20 protein-coding genes, 1 tRNA gene and 1 pseudogene are annotated in these 19,799 nt (G+C 42.2%); 6 read left to right on the top strand and 16 right to left on the bottom strand.

Annotation, left to right across the window (positions count from 1 at the left end; all coding sequences use genetic code 11):
* Window positions 1-391 precede the first annotated feature (391 nt).
* Window positions 392-985: a hypothetical protein gene (locus ACM1ND_RS09020; RefSeq protein WP_418027605.1), complete on the bottom strand. Its 594-nt coding sequence runs from the start codon at window positions 983-985 to the stop codon at window positions 392-394.
* Window positions 982-1,311 carry a hypothetical protein gene (locus tag ACM1ND_RS09015; protein WP_418027604.1) on the bottom strand — a complete coding sequence of 110 codons (330 nt, stop codon included), beginning with the start codon at window positions 1,309-1,311 and terminating at the stop codon, window positions 982-984. The genes ACM1ND_RS09020 and ACM1ND_RS09015 overlap by 4 nt, the downstream gene beginning before the upstream one ends.
* A gap of 177 nt (window positions 1,312-1,488) precedes the next feature.
* Between ACM1ND_RS09015 and ACM1ND_RS09010 the strand changes: the two genes are divergently transcribed.
* Entirely contained in the window at window positions 1,489-2,073 is a 585-nt protein-coding gene (locus ACM1ND_RS09010) for a helix-turn-helix domain-containing protein (RefSeq protein ID WP_007429779.1), read from the top strand.
* A gap of 206 nt (window positions 2,074-2,279) precedes the next feature.
* Here ACM1ND_RS09010 and ACM1ND_RS09005 read toward each other — a convergent pair whose 3' ends face one another.
* The 4 genes and pseudogenes from ACM1ND_RS09005 to ACM1ND_RS08990 form a co-directional block, all read right to left on the bottom strand.
* The gene (locus ACM1ND_RS09005; protein ID WP_053325142.1) at window positions 2,280-3,977 is read right to left on the bottom strand and encodes a ribulokinase; all 1,698 of its coding nucleotides are present in this window, start codon (window positions 3,975-3,977) and stop codon (window positions 2,280-2,282) included.
* 112 nt (window positions 3,978-4,089) lie between these two features.
* A pseudogene (locus ACM1ND_RS09000) lies at window positions 4,090-4,270 on the bottom strand (class II aldolase/adducin family protein); the annotation flags it as partial.
* Between the two features lie 338 nt (window positions 4,271-4,608).
* Window positions 4,609-5,715 (bottom strand): GntR family transcriptional regulator, encoded by a 1,107-nt coding sequence (locus ACM1ND_RS08995; RefSeq protein ID WP_023987978.1) that lies wholly within the window; start codon window positions 5,713-5,715, stop codon window positions 4,609-4,611.
* A 197-nt stretch (window positions 5,716-5,912) separates the two neighbouring features.
* Window positions 5,913-7,064 (bottom strand): sn-glycerol-1-phosphate dehydrogenase, encoded by a 1,152-nt coding sequence (locus ACM1ND_RS08990; RefSeq protein ID WP_053325139.1) that lies wholly within the window; start codon window positions 7,062-7,064, stop codon window positions 5,913-5,915.
* A 168-nt stretch (window positions 7,065-7,232) separates the two neighbouring features.
* Here ACM1ND_RS08990 and ACM1ND_RS08985 point away from each other — a divergent pair, with 168 nt between their 5' ends.
* Complete coding sequence (locus ACM1ND_RS08985) at window positions 7,233-7,436, top strand: hypothetical protein (protein WP_023987976.1); 204 nt, start codon at window positions 7,233-7,235, stop codon at window positions 7,434-7,436.
* Window positions 7,437-7,549: 113 nt separating this feature from the next.
* On the opposite strand, the gene fabV is transcribed toward ACM1ND_RS08985, so the two are convergent.
* Both fabV and ACM1ND_RS08975 read right to left on the bottom strand, forming a co-directional pair.
* Window positions 7,550-8,731, bottom strand: coding sequence for an enoyl-ACP reductase FabV (fabV, locus tag ACM1ND_RS08980; RefSeq protein ID WP_028542854.1), 1,182 nt, complete (start codon window positions 8,729-8,731; stop codon window positions 7,550-7,552).
* Between the two features lie 168 nt (window positions 8,732-8,899).
* On the bottom strand, window positions 8,900-9,256 hold the full coding sequence (locus ACM1ND_RS08975; RefSeq protein WP_023987974.1) for a winged helix-turn-helix transcriptional regulator: 357 nt from the start codon (window positions 9,254-9,256) through the stop codon (window positions 8,900-8,902).
* Between the two features lie 197 nt (window positions 9,257-9,453).
* Between ACM1ND_RS08975 and ACM1ND_RS08970 the strand changes: the two genes are divergently transcribed.
* Window positions 9,454-9,984, top strand: a complete 531-nt coding sequence (locus tag ACM1ND_RS08970; protein WP_053325138.1) for an NAD(P)H-dependent oxidoreductase — start codon at window positions 9,454-9,456, stop codon at window positions 9,982-9,984.
* 93 nt (window positions 9,985-10,077) lie between these two features.
* Here the strand turns inward: ACM1ND_RS08970 and ACM1ND_RS08965 are convergent.
* A tRNA-Leu gene (locus ACM1ND_RS08965) sits at window positions 10,078-10,161 on the bottom strand.
* Window positions 10,162-10,538: 377 nt separating this feature from the next.
* Here ACM1ND_RS08965 and ACM1ND_RS08960 point away from each other — a divergent pair.
* Window positions 10,539-10,979, top strand: a complete 441-nt coding sequence (locus ACM1ND_RS08960; RefSeq protein ID WP_418027603.1) for an N-acetyltransferase — start codon at window positions 10,539-10,541, stop codon at window positions 10,977-10,979.
* A gap of 14 nt (window positions 10,980-10,993) precedes the next feature.
* Here the strand turns inward: ACM1ND_RS08960 and ACM1ND_RS08955 are convergent, their stop codons facing one another.
* Window positions 10,994-11,512 carry a GNAT family N-acetyltransferase gene (locus ACM1ND_RS08955; protein ID WP_023987972.1) on the bottom strand — a complete coding sequence of 173 codons (519 nt, stop codon included), beginning with the start codon at window positions 11,510-11,512 and terminating at the stop codon, window positions 10,994-10,996.
* A gap of 70 nt (window positions 11,513-11,582) precedes the next feature.
* Window positions 11,583-12,098, bottom strand: a complete 516-nt coding sequence (locus ACM1ND_RS08950; protein WP_418027602.1) for a hypothetical protein — start codon at window positions 12,096-12,098, stop codon at window positions 11,583-11,585.
* Window positions 12,099-12,405: 307 nt separating this feature from the next.
* Here ACM1ND_RS08950 and ACM1ND_RS08945 point away from each other — a divergent pair, with 307 nt between their 5' ends.
* Together ACM1ND_RS08945 and ACM1ND_RS08940 are read left to right on the top strand one after the other, a co-directional pair.
* Window positions 12,406-12,903, top strand: a complete 498-nt coding sequence (locus tag ACM1ND_RS08945) for a hypothetical protein (protein WP_341058210.1) — start codon at window positions 12,406-12,408, stop codon at window positions 12,901-12,903.
* 346 nt (window positions 12,904-13,249) lie between these two features.
* A complete protein-coding gene (locus ACM1ND_RS08940; RefSeq protein ID WP_341058208.1) occupies window positions 13,250-13,744 on the top strand; it encodes a hypothetical protein in 495 nt (164 codons plus the stop codon).
* A gap of 178 nt (window positions 13,745-13,922) precedes the next feature.
* Here the strand turns inward: ACM1ND_RS08940 and nspC are convergent, their stop codons facing one another.
* The 5 genes from nspC to ACM1ND_RS08915 form a co-directional block, all read right to left on the bottom strand.
* Entirely contained in the window at window positions 13,923-15,062 is a 1,140-nt protein-coding gene (gene nspC / locus ACM1ND_RS08935; protein WP_028542859.1) for a carboxynorspermidine decarboxylase, read from the bottom strand.
* Between the two features lie 8 nt (window positions 15,063-15,070).
* A complete protein-coding gene (locus ACM1ND_RS08930; protein ID WP_013309649.1) occupies window positions 15,071-16,270 on the bottom strand; it encodes a saccharopine dehydrogenase family protein in 1,200 nt (399 codons plus the stop codon).
* A gap of 315 nt (window positions 16,271-16,585) precedes the next feature.
* On the bottom strand, window positions 16,586-16,846 hold the full coding sequence (locus ACM1ND_RS08925) for a bacteriocin immunity protein (RefSeq protein ID WP_023987968.1): 261 nt from the start codon (window positions 16,844-16,846) through the stop codon (window positions 16,586-16,588).
* A 154-nt stretch (window positions 16,847-17,000) separates the two neighbouring features.
* Window positions 17,001-18,881, bottom strand: a complete 1,881-nt coding sequence (gene htpG, locus ACM1ND_RS08920; protein ID WP_023987967.1) for a molecular chaperone HtpG — start codon at window positions 18,879-18,881, stop codon at window positions 17,001-17,003.
* 180 nt (window positions 18,882-19,061) lie between these two features.
* Window positions 19,062-19,685: an SMI1/KNR4 family protein gene (locus ACM1ND_RS08915; RefSeq protein ID WP_023987966.1), complete on the bottom strand. Its 624-nt coding sequence runs from the start codon at window positions 19,683-19,685 to the stop codon at window positions 19,062-19,064.
* Window positions 19,686-19,799 lie beyond the last annotated feature (114 nt).

Genomic DNA, 19,799 nt, shown 5'->3' with positions numbered 1-19,799 from the left:
AATGTTACAAAAAAAATAATAAATTTAGTGATTTTAGTACATGGCTCGCAAATATTGAAGTTCTGTGGTACTGTCCCATAGCTCACCCGAGTAATGAAATGGATTGGATACCTTCTCCAGTGAAGAAGTTATATCTCGCCAAATGTCATAGTTATGTTACTAGACTTATAGAATTATACGGGGGCGTAAAAAAGCACCTGAAATCACCATAAAGAATTTCAAGTGCTTTATAATTTTGTTTTAAGTTACTCGTATAGTCGTCCTTTGCAGCTTTGATAATGACATAATATACACGCGTTGAAAACTGGTTATTGCTGAACAAGCGAGAATAGTCTTCGTTTGTGGTCTAATAAAGCCCCTTCTCGAAAAAAGGAATTTTTCATCTTCCTCATTATTTGGCTTCAGGAAAATTATCCTTGATTGGTGGAGTAGAGTCCCAGCTTATCAGTTTAATACGGTACTTATCAAATAATTCATTTGAATTGGAAAATTGAGTGTTAATAGTCCTTCCATCATTTTCAAAAACCCTTCCATCTTTTTTAATGATAAAGCCTTCTTGTTCAATAAATATAGAGTCAGCAACGGTTTGCTGATACTCGTCGGTGCTATCCAAATCACCCATATAGTACTCTGCAATCCCTGGATGATAGGATATTTCTATTCTACCATTTACTTTTAGTAAAGGTAGAAATATACCTCCACTGGATAAACTTTCCTTCCACTTACGATATTTGCCGCGAGCTTCATTTGAACCAATGCCATCATATTCGCATATTAAAGTATCTTGAATAACCTTTCGTTGCCCGTTAATTTCATATTCCAAACGAAATGGAAATTTCCCATATGCGATTTCAGGATGTGAGGGATTGGGTTCTAATTGAATCCCTATGAATATTAGAAGCCAAGGTAAAGCAATGAACGCTATGATTGCAAATGCCAACAACAACGGAATGCTTAGAATTAACAATGTTTTCTTCACTTTCATTTATACCTCTTCTCCTGCAAAGCCTCTATTACTGAGCCCATTTTATGGTTTCTGATCATTTGCCAAGTCTTATATGCTTTAGAGTGCCACCACTTAATTTCATACTGCGTAGGTAAGTAAACCGTTTTTCCAGTGCCTACTTCACCCAAAGTCTTGTTCAAAATTTCGTCCTTAACTACATAATTCGTTGCTCTTGCAGTATAGTTCCTATCACTTAAACCATATTTACCTAGTGAAGGTACTGCAGGATTAATTGTAATGACATTTTTATTAGTCACTATAATCCTTACAATCGTAAGAGAAGAACATATTACCTCCATTTCCATTAATAATGTCACATTTTAATATATCGACACCTTAAACTTCCATTTTTATAGGCCAAATGGACCTTATTTTCCATAAACCGGTTAAGCCCATGGGATTAAAAGAAAATCAGGAGAGGAGTCACTTGCAAACCCCCCTTCGGGTATAGTAGTATGTGGTTAAAAAAAATCGGAGGGTATATGCCTAAACAACAAGATAAACATTCCATTCAGGCGTGGTCTCTGATCAATCGCAAATATTTGGGAAAAGGTGTGCGTGTCAAACGTTTTCGTAAACCAACACGCTGTCAAGTGCGCAATCGCGTTTTGCTTGCCGTTTTGATGGCTAATGACATTAAACTGTCCCAACTTGCCGAGGAGCTTTCCATTTCCTCCCGTAGTGTCAGTGCGTGGGTATATGAAGGTCGCATTCCCGGCAACACTAATCTGGAAAAGACGTGTAATACACTTGGTTATCCGCACCATATTCTATTTAATGAAGAGGTTGTCCGGCGTTCACCACTCATCTGTCAACCAGCGCCGTCCCGTTTTATGAAACGGACTGTGACTCGTTCTCCGGTTAAAAATCGGATCTTGGCGGGTCTATGCATGGTACATGATATTTCGGTGACCGATGTGAGTCATTGGATTGGTGTTCACCCCGGTACATTTCGGAAATGGTTGCATCAGGGTACCGTTCCTTCGCAAACCTTCCAGGATCAGGCGGAACAGTTTTTCCGTATTCCAAAATCCATTTTGTTTGCTGATGCCATGCTGAAAAAGTAAAAATGTCCGTAAAAGAGAAATAGTTGTAATTTTCATGAAAGTCTTTGAAAGGAACGCATTACCATCTTTCATCCGCTGAGACTTTCACATCATGTAATTCACAGAATATAAAAATGCAAAAAAGCACAGTCTGCCGATTCCTCGGCGCACTGTGCTTTTTAGATAACAGACCTTTAAATACTTCTTGCTTATATTTTGTCAGCTTTTTAAGAATGAATGCTTGCCGTTTCAGTTGAACGTTTGGCTTCTTCCTTGATGGACTTTAGCTTTTTCATCATCGGATTGCCTCCACGTCCAAAGTAGTCGTGAAGACGGCTGTATTCCTCGTACAGCTTATCATACACGGCCGCGTTCTCAGGGATCGGCTTGAAGCTCTCGTCCCGTACACGCGCCATATGACGCGCTGCTACGACGATATCGTCGTACCCTCCAGCTTCAGCTCCCGCAGCCACTGCTGCGAACATGGCTGCACCCAACGCAGGAGTTTGGGTAGAAGCAGCGACCTTAATTTCCCGTCCGGTTACGTCAGCATAAATTTGCATCAAAAGACGATTTTTCTGCGGCAATCCACCGCACGTATACAATACGTCTACTGGCACGCCGTTATGATGGAATGCATCGATAATTTTACGTGTTCCGAACGCAGTTGCTTCCAGCAATGTACGATACACTTCCTCTGGCTTCGTCAGCAACGTATATCCGACAATCAGCCCCGTCAGGTTGGTGTCAACCAACAAAGAACGGTTACCGTTCCACCAGTCGAGTGCCAGCAATCCGGTTTCGCCCGGTTTATATTCAGCCGCTTTACGCTCCAGCCATACATGGACGTTCACACCTTCCGCAGCTGCCTGCTCCTTCACTTCGCCCGGAACAGCATGTTCCACAAACCATGCGAAAATGTCTCCTACCGCCGATTGTCCAGCCTCATACCCGTAATAGCCCGGAATAATTCCGTTCTCTACAACGCCACACATACCTTCTACTTCTTTTTCTTCCTCACCGAGGAGCATATGGCAAATGGAAGTTCCCATCGCCATCACCAGCTTGCCTGGTGTGACGACGCCTACTGCCGGAACAGCCGCATGAGCATCCACATTGCCTACCGCTACTGCCGTTCCCGGGTTCAGTCCGAGTTTTGCAGCCATCTCCTCTGTTAATCCACCCGCACGGGCACCCAATTCATAAATCTCACCGCGCAGCTTCGTATCCGTCAAATTATCTAGACGCGGATCGAGCGCTCTGAAAAATTCACGATCCGGATAACCATCGCGATGATGGTAAATAGACTTGTAGCCAGCTGTACACTGATTACGTTTCAGTTCCCCGCTGAGCTGGGAAATTACCCAGTCGGTCGCTTCTACAAAGCGGTCTGTTTGATTATAAATGTCCGGTGCCTCGTTCAGAATTTGCCAAATTTTTGCGATCATCCATTCGGAAGAAATTTTCCCTCCATAGCGGGGCAGAAAGGCCTCTCCTCGCTGCGAGGCAATGGCATTTAAACGGTCCGCTTCATCCTGTGCTGCATGATGCTTCCACAGTTTCACCCAACTATGCGGGTTATCTTTTAGGTTCTCGTCAAAGCACAACGGTTGTCCTTGCGCGTCGATCGGCAGCATCGTGCATGCTGTAAAATCAATTCCGATCCCGATGATATCGTCTGGAGAAATGCCAGTCTCCTTCATAACGGCAGGTATAGAAATAGTCAGCACTTCAATATAATCAGCCGGATGTTCCAGCGCCCAATCCATATCCAACTTGCGTCTGCTACCAGGCAATACTTCATCAATAACTCCATGACGGTAAAGTGTTACATGTGTAGCAATTTCAGCTCCGTCAGACAGGTCAACAATGACCGCACGGCCAGACTCCGTTCCATAATCGACACCAATTGTATACTTGCTCATTTGTGTGCCTCCTCCTTTATCGTTGACCATCATAAGCGTTCGCCCCATGCTTGCGCAGAAAATGCTTACCCAGCAGCGCCAGATCCACTAAGGTGAATTCTGGATTCCGAACGAAAGAACGGTATAGTGCCAGATGATGTGTAGGCGTATCTGACGAAGGCCGAAGGTCAACCTCGACAATATCGCCTTGTAGAATCAGTACAACCAGTTGCTCCGCTTTCAGTTCTTCATAGGCCACTCCTTGGAAGAGCCAAATTGGCCTCCCATACTTCCTTTTTCAATTGTTCTAATATGTATAAAACACACCTTTTACTATCATTTCTGAAATCTGCAATGGAGGAGGTGACTGAAACTAACTTCAAATGGAAAATTACAGGAAGATCTTAACGACCCTTTATCCTTGGTTCCGCTTTCATTATATGCTTGTACGTACAACTTAGCTAGTCTTTTTTATGTATTTTCTCGATAGATTTATGTACTCATTTTCAGAAAAAACATAGCAAAAACAGTCTATTTCTGCAATCCAGAAAACAGACTGTTCGGTATGGCGAGTAACATGCCCATCAAATATTAAACGTTGAAGCTGTACACTTACTAACTTGTCCTGACATGTTAAGACTGATCTCCCAGCCTAGTGTTCTCCAGGCATTACCTGGACAGGCCCAGTAGATTCACGAACGATGAGCTCAGGAGGTAGAATTAACTGACGATCTTCTTCATGGTACCCCTTCTCTTCAATCATCGACAGCATGGTATCGGCAGCACGTAACCCCAATTCTTCCTTTGGATGCCGAATTGTCGTTAGCTTGATTTCCGTTGCTGTCGCCAAAAATGAATCATCAAACCCAACCAGCGATAGATCATTGGGAATGTTCAGGCCCGCCGAACGTACAATATCCAGGAGTCGAACAGCCAACTCATCATTATAGGTCACCCATCCAGTAGGACGCTCACCCGCCTCCATCGCCAGCAGCCTAGACGCACGTTGTAGCGGAATCTCATTTTTTTCTTCTGTCCGGTAAGTCGTTACTGCGTTCGGGTGTAATGTCACTCCATATTTGCGGTGAGCGGCCACAAATCCCTTCATACGAAGAATCCCCTGCATATCATCGGTTTTGAAAAACCCAGCCAAGCGTCGATGTCCCAGCTTAATCAGATGCTCGGCCGCCAAAAAACCACCCTTTTCATCATCTACCCGCAGACATGGCGCATCCATTTCCTCATAACGCGCATTGATCATCAAATAAGGAATTTGGCGATTTTCCACGGTTAAATAATAGTTCAGATTGGGGTTACGTTCTCCACTTTTGGTCGGTTCGATAATAATTCCGCTCAGCGGTTGACTCAACAGCATTTCCAGGCATTGACTTTCTTGCTCAGGGTCATTACCTGTGCTTGACAGGAGCATCTTGTATCCCTGGCGACTCAATTTGGATTCAATTCCCTGTACAATGGATGGGAAAATATAATCCGATATATAGGTTGTAACGACTCCAATCGTCTTTGGATCTTCGGGCTGCTTGCTGTTCCGTGTCGCGACAAAGGTTCCCTTACCCTGCATCCGAAACAGCCAGCCTTCCTGCACCAGCTCACCCAGCGCCTGACGCACCGTTTGCCGACTAACCGCAAATTGTTCAGACATTTCATGCTCAGATGGAAGCTGGCTTTGTGGTTCCAGTTTGGATGAATGAATCCAGGACAAAATTTCCTGTTTAACTTGTATATATTTGGGCGCCATAATTTCCTCCGTACTTGCAATATCGTGTACCTGTTCATATTCCACGATTATAGCATACCGTTCATTTGTACATACAAATGTTACAGGAGCAGGATATCGTCGTATTGCTGCCGGAGGTGTAAACCCATTCACTTATCCCTTCCTTGCCACACATAACTGGCCGAATATCTAAGGACAATTTGTGTAGATGTTGCACATTACGAACGAAGCAATTGATGTTCATTCATATACTTAAGTCCTGTATAGCGATCACGCAAGGTATGGGCCGTGCGCAATGCACGCGCAAGCTGTTCCTCCGTAACCCCCAGCTCGGCAATGGTAGATGGGCCTCCGACCTGAGCCAGCCATGCACGCATCTGCTCCGACGTAGGCAAAGCCCGATACACCTTAAAAGCCTCTACATCCTGACTGGCTGCTAAATCCCTGTACAGGTCAGACAGCAATGCGGATGCTACGCCTACTTTGGCACCATGCAAAACTTGCTTGCGTCCCTCTGCAATAAAATCCATTTCAATTCGGTGGGAAATATGGTGCTCTCCCCCTGACGCTGGACGGGAATGATCTATCATCAGCATCGAAATACCAGATGCAATCAGCGCATTCATCAATACCTCGACACCAGCCTTGCTGCCTGCCGCAATCTCGTCGACATGCTCTACACAGTCACGCAGAGCCTCCTCAGTAATGCGATTAGCCACAGGTGAATATGGCTCGTTTCCCAAATCTCTGGAAACATGCCAGTCCGCTAGTGAGGTGAACTTACCGAGCATATCGCCAAAACCGGCCGCAGTCATCGTCTGTGGCGCATTTGCCAGCACGGACAAATCAGCAAAGATCGCCTCTGGCGGAACTGCTTGGAATGTCTGCTTGCTGCCGTCCACAATTAGTGGTGCGCCTGCGGAGGTAAAACCATCCACCGAAGCAGCCGTCGGAACTGACAAGAACGGACGATTCATTTTATAACATACGAAGCGAACCAGATCATGAATCGTGCCGGAGCCTACAGCAAGTACAGCCTGACTATTATCCGCCACACCCAGCAGCACTTTCATAATGTAGGTTTCATCAGCAATCACATCCCCTACAGCATTCGGAGGTAAGCGGACTACATCAACTGTCAAACCTGCCTCACGAATCAGCTCAGCCACTTTTGTTCCAGCCGCCGCCGAAGTATGCTCATCTTCTACCAGAGTTACATGACGATAATCCTGTTGGTTCAGATAAGGAACAACAGACTCCAGTGCTCCATCCCGTACCTCAATAAACAATTCAACCTTTCGGTGAGGATGATCAGCGTTACTAGCCTGCGCCTCTTCGTTCCACAGCTTGATCTGCTCATTCATATTCATTTCATCAGCCTCCTGAAAAAGGAATAATTTGCACAAGAATGATCCATAATGATTAAGAGATTCCGTTTGAAAACGATTACTATTTAATTGTACGCACAAGTGTGTGTCCAAGTCCAGAGAAAAAGTACAAGTTACTTTTTAATTTATATATTCGAAAGGAACATGTTTATGAAATTTGGAACGGATATTGCCTGTGCACTTGGGTTACTGGCAGGTACAACGTTTGGCAGTGGTATTGCTTTTTTGTTCGGCTGGCAAGCTTATCGGGCACTGACTTCTGTTGCAGTCTTTGGCGTTGCGGGGATTGTCATTACCATTGCCGTTTTTCGCTTGCTGCACCGTAAGTCACTTTCCACGTCTAATTCTCGATAAATGCTGTTAGTGAAACGAGTGCAACTTGTTTTTTTGCCAATATACATAAAAAACGGGTCTCTTAAGCAATTGCATCGCTTGAGAGTACCCGTTTTTGTTTTACAAATATTCACTTATAAAGTTGTATCAACCTCTGGATTAACATCTAATTCATAATCAATTTCATCAAACCCGAATCCAAATAATTGGAGGAAATCCAGACGGTATTGTTCGAGATCGCCTAATTCAGATACATTTTCTGTAGTGATTTCGGACCAAGCTGCTTTGACAGCCTGCTGCACATCGTCTCTCATTTCCCAGTTATCTAGACGGATGCGTCCTTCTTCATCCGTTTCCACAGTGGACCCACTGTATAGCGTCTCGAACAGACGTTGTGCCTGCTCAATACATCCCTCGTGCAGTCCCTTTTCTTTCATGACCTTAAACAGCAAAGAAATATACAAAGGCACGACTGGAATTGCCGAGCTGGATTGTGTAACCAAAGCTTTATTCACAGAAACATAGGCTTTTCCATGATAACGTTCCAGTTGCTTTGTTAGAGTATGTGCTGTAGCTTCCAAATCATTTTTAGCTTGGCCAATGGTTCCTTTACGATAGATAGCCTCCGTAATTTCGGGACCAATATACGAGTAAGCCAGTGTGGTTACTCCTTCAGCCAGCAGATCAGCTTCTTCCAACGCTTTTAGCCACAAGGACCAATCTTCGCCACCCATTACCGTGATGGTGTTCTCAATTTCCTCCTGCGTAGCCGGTTCTAGCGTAATTTCTGATACGACACCTGTATTGGTATTCACTGTTTTATTAGAAAAAGACTGTCCGATAGGCTTGAGAACGGAATTAAAGGTCTCACCCGTATCGGGATGTGTCCGTCGCGGTGAAGCGACACTATACACAATCAGGTCTACCTTGCCCAGCTTTTCCTTTACCAGCTTCAACGTCTCCTGCTTAATTTCATGAGAAAAAGCATCTCCATTAATGCTTTCTGCTATGTAGCCAGCTGCTCTGGCCGCTCTTTCAAAGGCTACCGTATTGTACCAGCCTGCTGAAGCCGTGCGCCCCTCTGATGCGGGACGTTCATAGGATACCCCTATGGTGTCCGCTCCCAGACCGAAGCTCGCAGCAATACGAGAAGCCAGCCCATATCCAGTAGATGCTCCGATCACAAGTACCTTTTTAGCTCCTTGTATTGATGTGCTTTCTTTGATGTAGTTGATCTGACGGTTAACATGAGCCGCGCATCCTGCAGGATGTGCAGTCGTACATATAAAACCACGGATTTTCGGTTTAATAATCATTGCAAGGGTCCCCCTACTTTAGCATTCATTTAATATGGATGTAATGGTTGTCCAGTCATAACTATATAGCAAATCAGCTTGCGGCTCAACACATAACATAACACTTGAAGACAGCCGAAGAAAACTACCGTAAACATCATAGTCTGCAACGCTTTTTTACTCCACTATTCATTTTGAATCATTTTCTAACAACATCACATCTTCTCCTTGCTGTTGTCTTATTTGGATATTAGCCCTTCCCCAAGAACACATTAAGTCAATAATTTCATTTGCTGTAATTCCATATTCCGTTATATAATACTCCACTTTTGGAGGCATTTGATTATACACATGTCTACCTATGATACCATCCTTTTCAAGTTCGCGAAGTTGCTGTATAAGAACCTTTTGAGAAATGCCCGGAATACTACGCTGTAATTCACTTGTCCTTTTTCTACCAGACATTAATAAACAAATGATTAATGATTTCCATTTACCTCCGATGATCTCAAGTGTTGCTTCTATGCCTAAATTATATTGTTTCATAGTACCACCTCTTCAACGCTAAAAATAACAAAGTTTATCTAATTAATTTTATAATTGCGTATCTTCACTCTAAGTCCAATGCACACTTTCAAGTAACTATCTTACTTTATTGTGTGTATTTACTTTTTTTGAAGCATACAGAATAATAATAGAGCATCTACAAAGGCAAATATGTTACGTAAGAAAGGTGATTTATGATGAAAACTCTTGTGATTTTAGCTCATCCCCATATCGAAGATTCTAGAGTAAATAACAGATGGAAACGAGAATTACTTCAATATACCAATGAAATTACAATTCACGAAATTTATAAAGAGTACCCAAACTGGAGCATTGATGTTTTGAAAGAGCAAAAGTTACTTGAAGCACATAGTAATATCATATTTCAATTCCCTTTATATTGGTATAGTTACCCGCCTTTATTAAAAAAATGGATGGATGATGTTTTTACTCATGGATGGGCTTATGGTTCACAAGGTGATAAGTTAAAAGGAAAGAAGCTAGGGATAGCCATGTCCATTGGCGATAAAAAAGAAAATTACTCACCTACTGGTTCCGTTTCTTTTACTGTAGATGAAGTTATAGCACCTTTTAAAGCAAGCGCAGTGCATGTTGGCGCGATAACATTACCCTATTTCGCTGTCTTCGGAGCCTCGTTTCAAGCAAGCGACGAAGACATTAATCAGAGTGCAAAGGACTATATTAAATATATATTTCAGTATAAATAAAATAGTTATAATGGTACACGCATCTTAACCATATAAAAACAGGCTCTTGGTGGCATCCAGCCAATCCAAGAACCTGTAAATGTTAGGCTATGATGCGGTCGAGAGGACTCGAACCTCCACGGGGGTTAGCCCACACGGACCTGAACCGTGCGCGTCTGCCAATTCCGCCACGACCGCATATTATGTATTCACACCGATGTTTTTCAGTCACCGTAATTAAGATTATATCTTCCATAGAACATAAAATCAAGCCATTTTTATTTTGTATTTTCTATGAATCATTTCCGCAAATATAAGAAAATCACTGGATATCACAATCCATATATGGTAAAATGGGTCCATCAGGAAAGGAGGTGCGTCAACATCAATAATCACATGTTGAGCGTATCCCTTACCCGGTCCGTTATTCTCTAATTTACAGAGTTGACGGAGGCGCGGGATACGGATCAAAGCTTTAATTAAGCGCCACGGGTAGAAAGACCGTCCTCGGACGGTCTTTTTTATTTCAACATCATCTATAAGATTACATACTGCACTGTGAAAGAGGAGATACGATGTCGATTAGACCCGCAAATGTGGAAGAGCTCAACGAGTTGACAGCCATCTGGCTGGATGCTTCCATAGAAGCCCATCATTTTATTGCTCCGCAGTATTGGGCATCACAAGTTACCGAGATGGAAAACAGGTACCTTCCCCTCGCTCAAAACTACGTTATCATACAAGATGATCATAGCATTGGCGGCTTCGTCTCCATGTTGGATGGATACTTGGCGGCTCTGTTTATACGTGTTGATTCTCAAAGAAAAGGCTATGGCAAGTTACTACTAGATTGGATCAAGAAGCAACATGATGAGATTCAATTAAAAGTATACCAGTCGAACACGAAAGCATTTAACTTCTATACCAAAAATGGATTTACCATTCAAGCGGAATCTGTTGATGCCGAAACTGACGAGAAAGAATTTGTGATGGCATGGACAAAACATGAACGATAATGAAACACCTTTAGCTATATAGTCTTCTTATTTAACCTATAGACCTCGGTATATAAAATCTCTTTAAACGGAGCAAAATCCTGTTCAGCCAGCGCACCTGGATAGCTCATAATTTGAAGCCGCAGATCAGCCTGTCCTTCTCTTAAAGGGGGCTGTACATAGTCAAAATGGTTCAGATGAAACCCCAAACGTTCATAAAAACCAATTCTTCTCCGAGTCCATTCATCCACTGGTGGCTCAACCTCCAGTACTACCGGTTTACCGGACTGTGAAATAAACTTGCTCATAAGCTCTTTACCTAACCCGCCACCTCGTATAGCCGAATCTACGGCAATATGCTCTACAAACCGAAAATCTGTAAACTCCCATCCCGCCAAAAAAGCAATTATTTGCCCTTGTTCGTCCTTTTTGGTAAGTAAACGATAACATGGATGATGAAGCAGAGCCCTCTGTGACTCGGATGTTCTGCATTCCGTTTCAGGAAAAGAAGCCTCCATAATCGCATATACTTGAGAGAATTCAAGTTCATTCATTTATACTTTCAACTCCTCTAACGTTAACTTGTTGGTCTACTAATGTCATTTACATTAGGGCCCTAACCCTTTAGACCTTGTTTAATTCCATAAGCGTCAGCAATATGTGTTCCAACAGCTCTGGAATGTCTTCCATCTGATCTTCGTTAATTTGTCTGGAAAATCGGAGTTCAATCCTGTTTTGGTATGTAGACGTCTTCTCTCCGTAAATCTGACTAATCGTTTGTACCGGTCTAAGATCGGGCTTCCAAATTTCGGCCAGTATATTTTCAATCCGGCTGCATTGTGACTCAATCTCACGAATTTCCATGTAAAAACTCAGCAACAAGACACATCCCGGAACTTGATCTTTGATTTCCAAAATTTCCGCAGCCAAGTTGTTTAAATCCGCCTTTAGTTGAATCTCTGCTGTCACACCCGGGTGTTCTCTCAGTCTGAATTGGACAGCAAATTCACGTGACATCACAGACATTTCCAATCTGTCAATCCGCTGTATAATGTCAATACGTGAATCCAGACTATCCAGATCGTAAACCGTATTTTCCATAGCCACTTTTAAATTATCAAAAACCGTCGGGTCGAACATATTTATATTTTTCACCTCCAATTATGGAGTATAACATAACACCTGTTACTCCCAAAATAAAATGCCCCTTTTCACTAAAGCATATTAGGATGGGATTTTATAGGTATACAGTAAGTTGGTCGATTCCTATGTCGAAGTTTAGTGAATATATTTGTAAAAACACATAATTGTAACAAAAAAATATATTTTTTTGATTATTATCCTATATTATATTCCAATATTATGGAATATAATATATAATACTGGATGGGATTGGTTATACATATTCATATAAATCCCAAAATAAAAGAAGGGAAGAGATTATTAAATGAAAAAGGTAGTTTTTTCCGCACTAGGTCTTGCACTTCTATTAAGTACATCCACCGCCGTTGCATCTGCTCAAGAAGCAGCACCCACATTGCAAAAGGAATCTATCCAACTTTCTGGAAATGGGACTGACAGAGAGCCTAATAACTGGTTTGATGAAGCTAGTGAAATACTGGCGGGAGTTGACATCTATGGGGAAATAGGAAAACACATTGATGGAGGGTATGCAGGATATTATGACACTAGCGATTATTATAAGTTTAAAGCTTTTCAGTCTGGTTGGTATCAATTTAATATTCAAGGGGAGATATATCCTAATACATGGCTGAGACTTGGTTTGGCTGACAGTAACGGGCATTTCATTAGATACGCAGAAGATCGCCAATACGCTTTAGGTAAAAATCTTGAAGCTGGCAAATGGTACTACCTGGTAGTAGAGACACCCAGTGCTGAGCAAGGTCAATTGTTCAGCTATAAAATTACTTCTACGATTAAATAGATTAAAAAATAATTGAAGCATAACAAAAAACGGGATCCTCTTTACAAGGACCACGTTTTTATATCTTTGAGCACCTATTGTCTTATGACAAACGCAGCTATATCTCCGTAGTAGAAAACTGACGACGGTTTACGTTCATACCTTCTTTGTACTTGTGGCTCGTTTATACTTCTTCATCTTAGAAAATCACCACCTTACAACAATTTTATTATATACCCTCAATATAACTAATCCTTTTTTGTATATCATATATCTAGAGAATGATATAGAATAATAACCCCATAATTAAATCACCAATATATTCATGTAAATGAATATAAATCTAAAAAAGAGAGGAAACTTATTCATGAAAAAAACATTGTTAGCTTCATTAGGTCTTACACTTATGCTGAGTACTACTGCTGGTATCGCTGCAGCCGAAGAAACAAATCCTGCATCAAACAAGCAACTAAATGCTGTTTTAACCCTTACTGGAAATGAACAGGAACCAAATGACAGTTTTGAAGAAGCTAACTACCAGCTAATAGGAGAATCTGTTCTTGGGACCTTAGGAGAAAGCAAAAACGGGACCTGGGAAGGCTACGATGTTTTTAAATTCAAGTCTTTTAAAGCAGGTACAGTTGAATTTGTAATTGAGGGTGAAAAGTATTCCGATGGATGGTTGCAACTAACTCTTTACGATAGCAATGGAAAAAGAATTAAACGTTCAAAAGACGGTCAATACTTTTTAACAAAAGCGCTTGATGGCGATCAGGAATACTACCTTGTTGTTGAGTCACCGGGCCTTCAACCAGGAGGACATGTATTCTGGTATAAACTTTCTTCTAGAATTGTAGATTAAACAAAAACCTACTGATCAACCTTCTTCATGCCTGCCTACTGTCGTACTAGTATAAACATACAGAAGGCAAATAAAACATAACTACTCCAAAAAGCCTCACCCCTTTCTCAAGGGGCGAGGCTTTTGTAGTTCAGTCATTCTATTCGGTGCACTTAGTTCTTTTACCCCTGTGTAAGTCTTACGACAAACGTGAGCTAAAGTCCTCGTAGGAGAACTGACGGATTACCTTAATGCCCTCCTCGTCGTTGTAGCTGGCGATGGCTGGCAGGTTGACTCCGTTGAACATGTGGTTTTTGACCATCGTGTAATGGGCCATGTCGCAGAATACAAGCTTGTCTCCCGGCTTCAATGGCTCTTTAAAGGAATAGTCTCCAATCACATCTCCAGCCAAGCACGTAAGTCCACCAAGTCTGTAGGTGTAAGCATACTCACCAGGCTTGCCTGCATCAATGATATTCGGGCGATATGGCATAGCCAGCACATCAGGCATATGACATTCAGCCGAAGTATCCAGAATGGCAATATCCATTCCGTTCTTCATGGTATCCAATACGGTAGCCACCAGATATCCAGTATTCAAAGCAATAGCTTCGCCTGGCTCCAGATAAACCTGCACACCATATTTATCCTGAAAATATTGAATACAGCGTACCAGCGTGTCCAGATCATAGTCTTCTCTGGTAATATGGTGACCGCCGCCGAAATTGAGCCATTTCATATTCTTAATGTATGGCCCGAATTTCTCATCCACGACTTTAATGGTGCGCTCCAGCGTATCTGAATTCTGTTCACACATCGTATGAAAATGAATACCATCCACGCCATCCAGATCCTCAGGTCTAAAGTTAGCCAGGGTCACACCCATTCTGGAGTTGTTGTAGCAAGGATCATACAGCGGCGTTTCGATTTCCGAATATTCCGGATTAACCCGAATGCCGATGTCGATTTTTTTGGAAGTTACGCCTTGCACTCTGCTTTTGTAGCGTTTCAGTTGATCAAAGGAGTTGAAAACAATATGGTCAACATACTTCAATAGCTCATCAAATTCACTGTCAACATAAGCAGGTGCGTATACGTGAACTTCCTTGTCCATTTTTTCGCGACCAAGTCGTGCCTCGAACAACGAACTGGAGGTTACGCCTTTTAAGTATTTGCCAACCAGAGGAAAGGTCGAAAACATCGAAAATCCCTTAAGAGCGAGCAAAATGCTGCAGCCTGTCCGCTCTTGGACGGAATTTAAAACCTCAAGGTTTTTGACAAGAAGTCTTTCGTCAACAAGATAACAAGGTGATGGAAGTCCTGTAATATCAATATTCATCACAGACCTCAATCAAGCAACGTTGGCGTAAAGTTCTCTTGCCATGGCAATCCGTGTTTATTTAGTGCTTCCATAAATGGATCTGGATCAAATTCCTCAACGTTGTAAACGCCTGGTTTTTTCCAGATACCTTTGATAATAAGCATTGCGCCGATCATGGCAGGAACACCAGTTGTGTAAGAAATGGCTTGAGAGCCAACCTCTGCATAACATTCCTCATGATCACAAACATTGTAAACATAATACGTTTTTGGTTTTCCATCTTTCACACCTTGGATGATGCAACCAATGTTCGTTTTGCCTTTTGTTCTTGGTCCCAGAGAAGCCGGGTCTGGCAAAATAGCTTTCAGGAATTGCAGTGGAATGATTTGTTGTCCTTCGTAATCAATAGGCTCGATCGAAGTCATGCCTACGTTTTGAAGTACATTCAAATGATTCAGATAATTGTCCGAGAACGTCATCCAGAAGCGGATTTTTTTCACGCCTTTAATATTCACTGCAAGAGATTCCAGTTCTTCATGGTACAAAAGATATATATTTTTCGGTCCAATTTCAGGAAGGTCGTATACCTTTTTCTCAGAAAGTGGCTCAGTTTCAATCCATTCTCCGTTTTCAAAGTAACGGCCCTTCGCCGTAATTTCACGAATATTGATTTCCGGATTAAAATTAGTTGCAAAAGGATATCCGTGGTCCCCTGCATTCGCATCCACAATATCAATCGTATGAATTTCATCAAAGTAGTGCTTTTGAGCATAAGCCGTAAATACTCCAGTTACGCCTGGATCAAAACCGCTGCCCAGCAGAGCTGTAATTCCTGCTTTTTCGAATCTTTCTTTGTAGGCCCATTGCCAGCTGTATTCAAACTTCGGCGTATCCGGCGGTTCATAGTTCGCCGTATCAACGTAATGAACACCTGTCTCAAGGCAAGCATCCATTATCGTCAAATCCTGATAAGGGAGAGCCACATTGATAACTACATCCGGTTGAAAGCTTCGAATCAAGTCAATGACCATGTCGGTGTTGTCAGCATCAAGCTGAGCCGTTTGTATCTTCGTACGACCTCCACCCAGCTTCTCTTTAAGCGCATCGCATTTCTCAACAGTTCTGCTTGCGATACAAATTTCTTCAAATACATCTGGGTTTTGGCAACATTTATGCACCACAACGCTGGCCACGCCACCGGCGCCAATAATCAATGCTTTTCCCAAAATAAATAACCTCCTTATTCCATACGCTAATCGCTAATCATTCTTGCAAACAAAATGATTATAAAGACATCCCACCAAATAATCAAGAAAAACGACAATTTGCTGTATCAAAATTCACAGGAGCATGTCACAAAAACTTTACAAATCCCAAAATTAGGCATAAAAACTTCGTAAAGTGAGCAGAAAACAAACATTACCCCATACATACCAGGGAAGTCAGCACGCATTTAACGGAAGTTTTTTTGAATATAATGCTCATAGCCCTAAAGAGTTAATATTATCTTATTTCTAAACAAAAGACCACCCCTCCGCATCCTATGAAGAAGATTCATGTGGGGGTAAAATTATGGGCTGATAGCGTAATGCCTCATCTACGATCTCTGCCGCACTCAAATCACGATCATCCCAGTAGATTAAATTACTGATCCCCGGATGGGGCGTATTTTGCATCACTATGGTCAGCATGCTGTCGATTTCCTCTTCTGTTCCCTCATCTCTGATGATTTTTTCCACCAACTGTATAAGCTCACTTCGGTTTAAATTTTGGAGTTCCTCGCTGGCTCGATCCAGACTCATGTAATCCCCCTCCTTTGTATTGAGTATGATCGGCATTGTGTGGGCCCATCCTTTCTTCTGTAAGCGCTATATGACCTATTATGGAGATTTAAGAAGTGTTTATGATAAATAAAGCCGCCCCCAGTACGGGAACGGCTCTATACAGTAAAGCTTGTTAGACCATGATTTTGCAAATATCATTCGTGAATTCAACCGGATCTTGCAGCGGCAAGCCTTCGATCAGCAAAGCCTGATTATACAGTAATGCCGTATAGAGGTTTACTTTCTCCTTATCCTCGGCAAAAGCTTCTTTCAAAGAGTTGAACACCGCATGGTTTATGTTGATTTCCAGCACTTTATTCGCTTTGACATCGGCGTTATTAGGCATAGCGTTCAAGATTTTCTCCATCTCAATCGTCACTTCGCCGTCTGCGGACAGACATACCGGATGTGTCTTCAAGCGCTTGGAGGCTTTAACACTGGATACCTTGCCTTCCAGCAAGCCCTTCATGTACTCGAACAGCTCTTTGTTGTCGTTTTGTTCTGCTTCTGTTTCTTTCTCGTTTTCGTCAGGCTCAATGCCCAGATCGCCGCTCGATACAGATTTGAATTCTTTCTCTTTGTAGCTTAAGAGCATTTTAATAGCGAACTCATCAATATCATCGGTGAAGTACAGAATTTCGTAGCCTTTATCGGCCACCATTTCGGTTTGCGGCAGTTTTTCAATACGCTCGTTGGACTCGCCGGAAGCATAATAAATATACTTCTGATCCTCTGGCATACGTGATACGTATTCGTCCAAAGTAACCTGCTTTTTCTCTGTAGAAGAGTAGAACATGAGCAGATCCTGGAGAGTTTCTTTATGTCTGCCGTAATCGTTGTAGACACCAAATTTCAATTGTCTGCCAAATGATTTGTAGAATTGATCATATTTCTCCCGGTCATTTTTGAGCAAGGTCAGCAATTGGCCTTTGATTTTGCTTTCGATATTTTTGGCAATCAGCTTCAGCTGACGGTCATGCTGCAGCATTTCTCTGGAAATGTTGAGTGACAGGCTTTCGGAGTCAACCATACCTTTGACAAAGCTAAAATAATCCGGCAGCAGGTCAGGAGATTTTTCCATAATCAGCACACCGTTAGCATACAATTCCAGCCCTTTTTCATATTCCTTGGAGTAGAAATCAAACGGGATATTTTCAGGAATAAACAGAATAGCTTGGTACACTACCGCGCCATCCGCGCTGACGTGGATATGCTGGAGCGGCTTGTCGTAGCCATAGCGTTTTTCCGCATAGAAATTTTGATAATCCTCGTCGGTCAGCTCGCTTTTGTTTTTTCTCCAGATAGGAACCATGCTGTTGATACGCTGTTCTTCTTCGTAATCCTCGAACTCGTTGTCGCTTCCCTCTTTCAGACGCTTGCCTGTAATATCCATTTTAATCGGATAGCGGATAAAGTCGGAGTATTTTTTAATCAGTGCTTTTAAACGATACTCGTCCAAATATTCGTCGTAGGACTCATCTTCGGTGTTTGCTTTGATTTTCAGAACAATCTCGGTTCCAACCTCGTCCTTCTCAGCTGCTTCAATGGTATACCCGTCTGCACCTGTGGATTCCCATTTATAAGCAGTATCACTTCCCAAAGCCTTGGTAGTCACTGTAACCACATCGGCTACCATAAAAGCTGAATAGAAGCCGACGCCGAATTGACCGATGATGTCATGACCATCCTTGGATTCATTTTCATTTTTGAATGCCAGCGAGCCGCTCTTAGCAATAACACCCAGGTTATTTTCTAGTTCTTCCTTGGTCATACCAATCCCAGTATCACGCAGGGTTAGCGTTCTATTATCCTTATCGGCAGTTACTTTGATATAATAATTTTCTTTGTCAAAGACCAGTTGATCATCCGTCAATGCTTTGTAATAAATTTTGTCAATCGCATCACTTGCATTGGAGATCAGCTCTCTTAGGAAAATTTCCTTTTGCGTGTAAATCGAGTTAATCATCATTTCTAGCAGACGCTTGGACTCAGCCTGAAACTGTTTTTTCTCCATTCGGATATCTCCTTTCAGATATGAACCTATGTAAGGCCAGCAGATATGAGCTATGCAAACGATTCAACTTTGTTAGCACTCCCATCATTCGAGTGCTAGCCTACCTTTTTTATAACATTCCTCATTTTTTATGTCAATATCTCGGTTGGCTGAGCAGTAAAATTACATTTTAGGAAATCGCTAGTGTCTAATGTGCTTAAACATCACGTTAAACATTTCGACAGAAGATGGAAACAGCCCCTGTACATGGGGAAGCAGATTACTCCTGATCCGCAGCTCATCCTCATTCAAATGCTGTAGGTCTTCATGAAAGAACCAAACAATAGGATAATCGCCGTCCTTATGTCTGCTGCCTGCATTTAAACAAACGGGACCCTGATCGTCCTCTGCTATTGCAAAAGGAATGTAGCCTGCTGACAGCAGAGGTGACCATTGATCAATCAAATCATAAAATGCCTTTAAGCCTTGACCTACAGGCAGACGTGGAAACTCAACAAACGTACAATCGCTCCAGTATACTCCCGGAATGGATTCATTATCGAATTGTAAAGATACATAATGGTAGGACATGATAAAACTCCTCAGCAGGGGCGGCAGCTCAAAATGGTATTTTTCCTCCATCTCCCGAACTTCCTGTTCAGTAATCTGTGAAGGGAGAGGCTTCCATTTGATCCATCCCTCCTCGTCGACATTCCCATCACGCATTTCAATCGGTACATTTTCTTCCACATCCATAAAAAAGGCTTCATCCATTTGAGCAAATAGTTCCTTCATGGATGTACGAATATCCGCTTTCTTGTCCATGTCCTCACACCTCTTTCCTCTCTATTCACATTTTGCATCATGGGTTAATGCCAAATGCCATCTATCTGAAAATAGCATTGTAATCATGTGTTACTACACTTTTTAAGTTCAGCT

It is taken from the genome of Paenibacillus sp. JJ1722 (genome assembly GCF_048282685.1).
In the GTDB taxonomy this organism is placed as follows: Bacteria; Bacillota; Bacilli; order Paenibacillales; family Paenibacillaceae; genus Paenibacillus; species Paenibacillus polymyxa_B.
The sequence above is the reverse complement of the archived record's forward strand: the minus strand, read 5'-3'. Positions and strand labels throughout refer to the sequence as shown.

What these genes read in the sequence shown, in the direction of transcription:
- ACM1ND_RS09020 (WP_418027605.1), bottom strand. Translation starts at nt 985, where the DNA reads ATGAAAGTGAAGAAAACATTGTTAATTCTAAGCATTCCGTTGTTGTTG.
- ACM1ND_RS09015 (WP_418027604.1), bottom strand. Translation starts at nt 1,311, where the DNA reads ATGGAAATGGAGGTAATATGTTCTTCTCTTACGATTGTAAGGATTATA.
- ACM1ND_RS09010 (WP_007429779.1), top strand. Translation starts at nt 1,489, where the DNA reads ATGCCTAAACAACAAGATAAACATTCCATTCAGGCGTGGTCTCTGATC.
- ACM1ND_RS09005 (WP_053325142.1), bottom strand. Translation starts at nt 3,977, where the DNA reads ATGAGCAAGTATACAATTGGTGTCGATTATGGAACGGAGTCTGGCCGT.
- ACM1ND_RS08995 (WP_023987978.1), bottom strand. Translation starts at nt 5,715, where the DNA reads ATGGCGCCCAAATATATACAAGTTAAACAGGAAATTTTGTCCTGGATT.
- ACM1ND_RS08990 (WP_053325139.1), bottom strand. Translation starts at nt 7,064, where the DNA reads ATGAATATGAATGAGCAGATCAAGCTGTGGAACGAAGAGGCGCAGGCT.
- ACM1ND_RS08985 (WP_023987976.1), top strand. Translation starts at nt 7,233, where the DNA reads ATGAAATTTGGAACGGATATTGCCTGTGCACTTGGGTTACTGGCAGGT.
- fabV (WP_028542854.1), bottom strand. Translation starts at nt 8,731, where the DNA reads ATGATTATTAAACCGAAAATCCGTGGTTTTATATGTACGACTGCACAT.
- ACM1ND_RS08975 (WP_023987974.1), bottom strand. Translation starts at nt 9,256, where the DNA reads ATGAAACAATATAATTTAGGCATAGAAGCAACACTTGAGATCATCGGA.
- ACM1ND_RS08970 (WP_053325138.1), top strand. Translation starts at nt 9,454, where the DNA reads ATGAAAACTCTTGTGATTTTAGCTCATCCCCATATCGAAGATTCTAGA.
- ACM1ND_RS08960 (WP_418027603.1), top strand. Translation starts at nt 10,539, where the DNA reads ATGTCGATTAGACCCGCAAATGTGGAAGAGCTCAACGAGTTGACAGCC.
- ACM1ND_RS08955 (WP_023987972.1), bottom strand. Translation starts at nt 11,512, where the DNA reads ATGAATGAACTTGAATTCTCTCAAGTATATGCGATTATGGAGGCTTCT.
- ACM1ND_RS08950 (WP_418027602.1), bottom strand. Translation starts at nt 12,098, where the DNA reads ATGTTCGACCCGACGGTTTTTGATAATTTAAAAGTGGCTATGGAAAAT.
- ACM1ND_RS08945 (WP_341058210.1), top strand. Translation starts at nt 12,406, where the DNA reads ATGAAAAAGGTAGTTTTTTCCGCACTAGGTCTTGCACTTCTATTAAGT.
- ACM1ND_RS08940 (WP_341058208.1), top strand. Translation starts at nt 13,250, where the DNA reads ATGAAAAAAACATTGTTAGCTTCATTAGGTCTTACACTTATGCTGAGT.
- nspC (WP_028542859.1), bottom strand. Translation starts at nt 15,062, where the DNA reads ATGAATATTGATATTACAGGACTTCCATCACCTTGTTATCTTGTTGAC.
- ACM1ND_RS08925 (WP_023987968.1), bottom strand. Translation starts at nt 16,846, where the DNA reads ATGAGTCTGGATCGAGCCAGCGAGGAACTCCAAAATTTAAACCGAAGT.
- htpG (WP_023987967.1), bottom strand. Translation starts at nt 18,881, where the DNA reads ATGGAGAAAAAACAGTTTCAGGCTGAGTCCAAGCGTCTGCTAGAAATG.
- ACM1ND_RS08915 (WP_023987966.1), bottom strand. Translation starts at nt 19,685, where the DNA reads ATGGACAAGAAAGCGGATATTCGTACATCCATGAAGGAACTATTTGCT.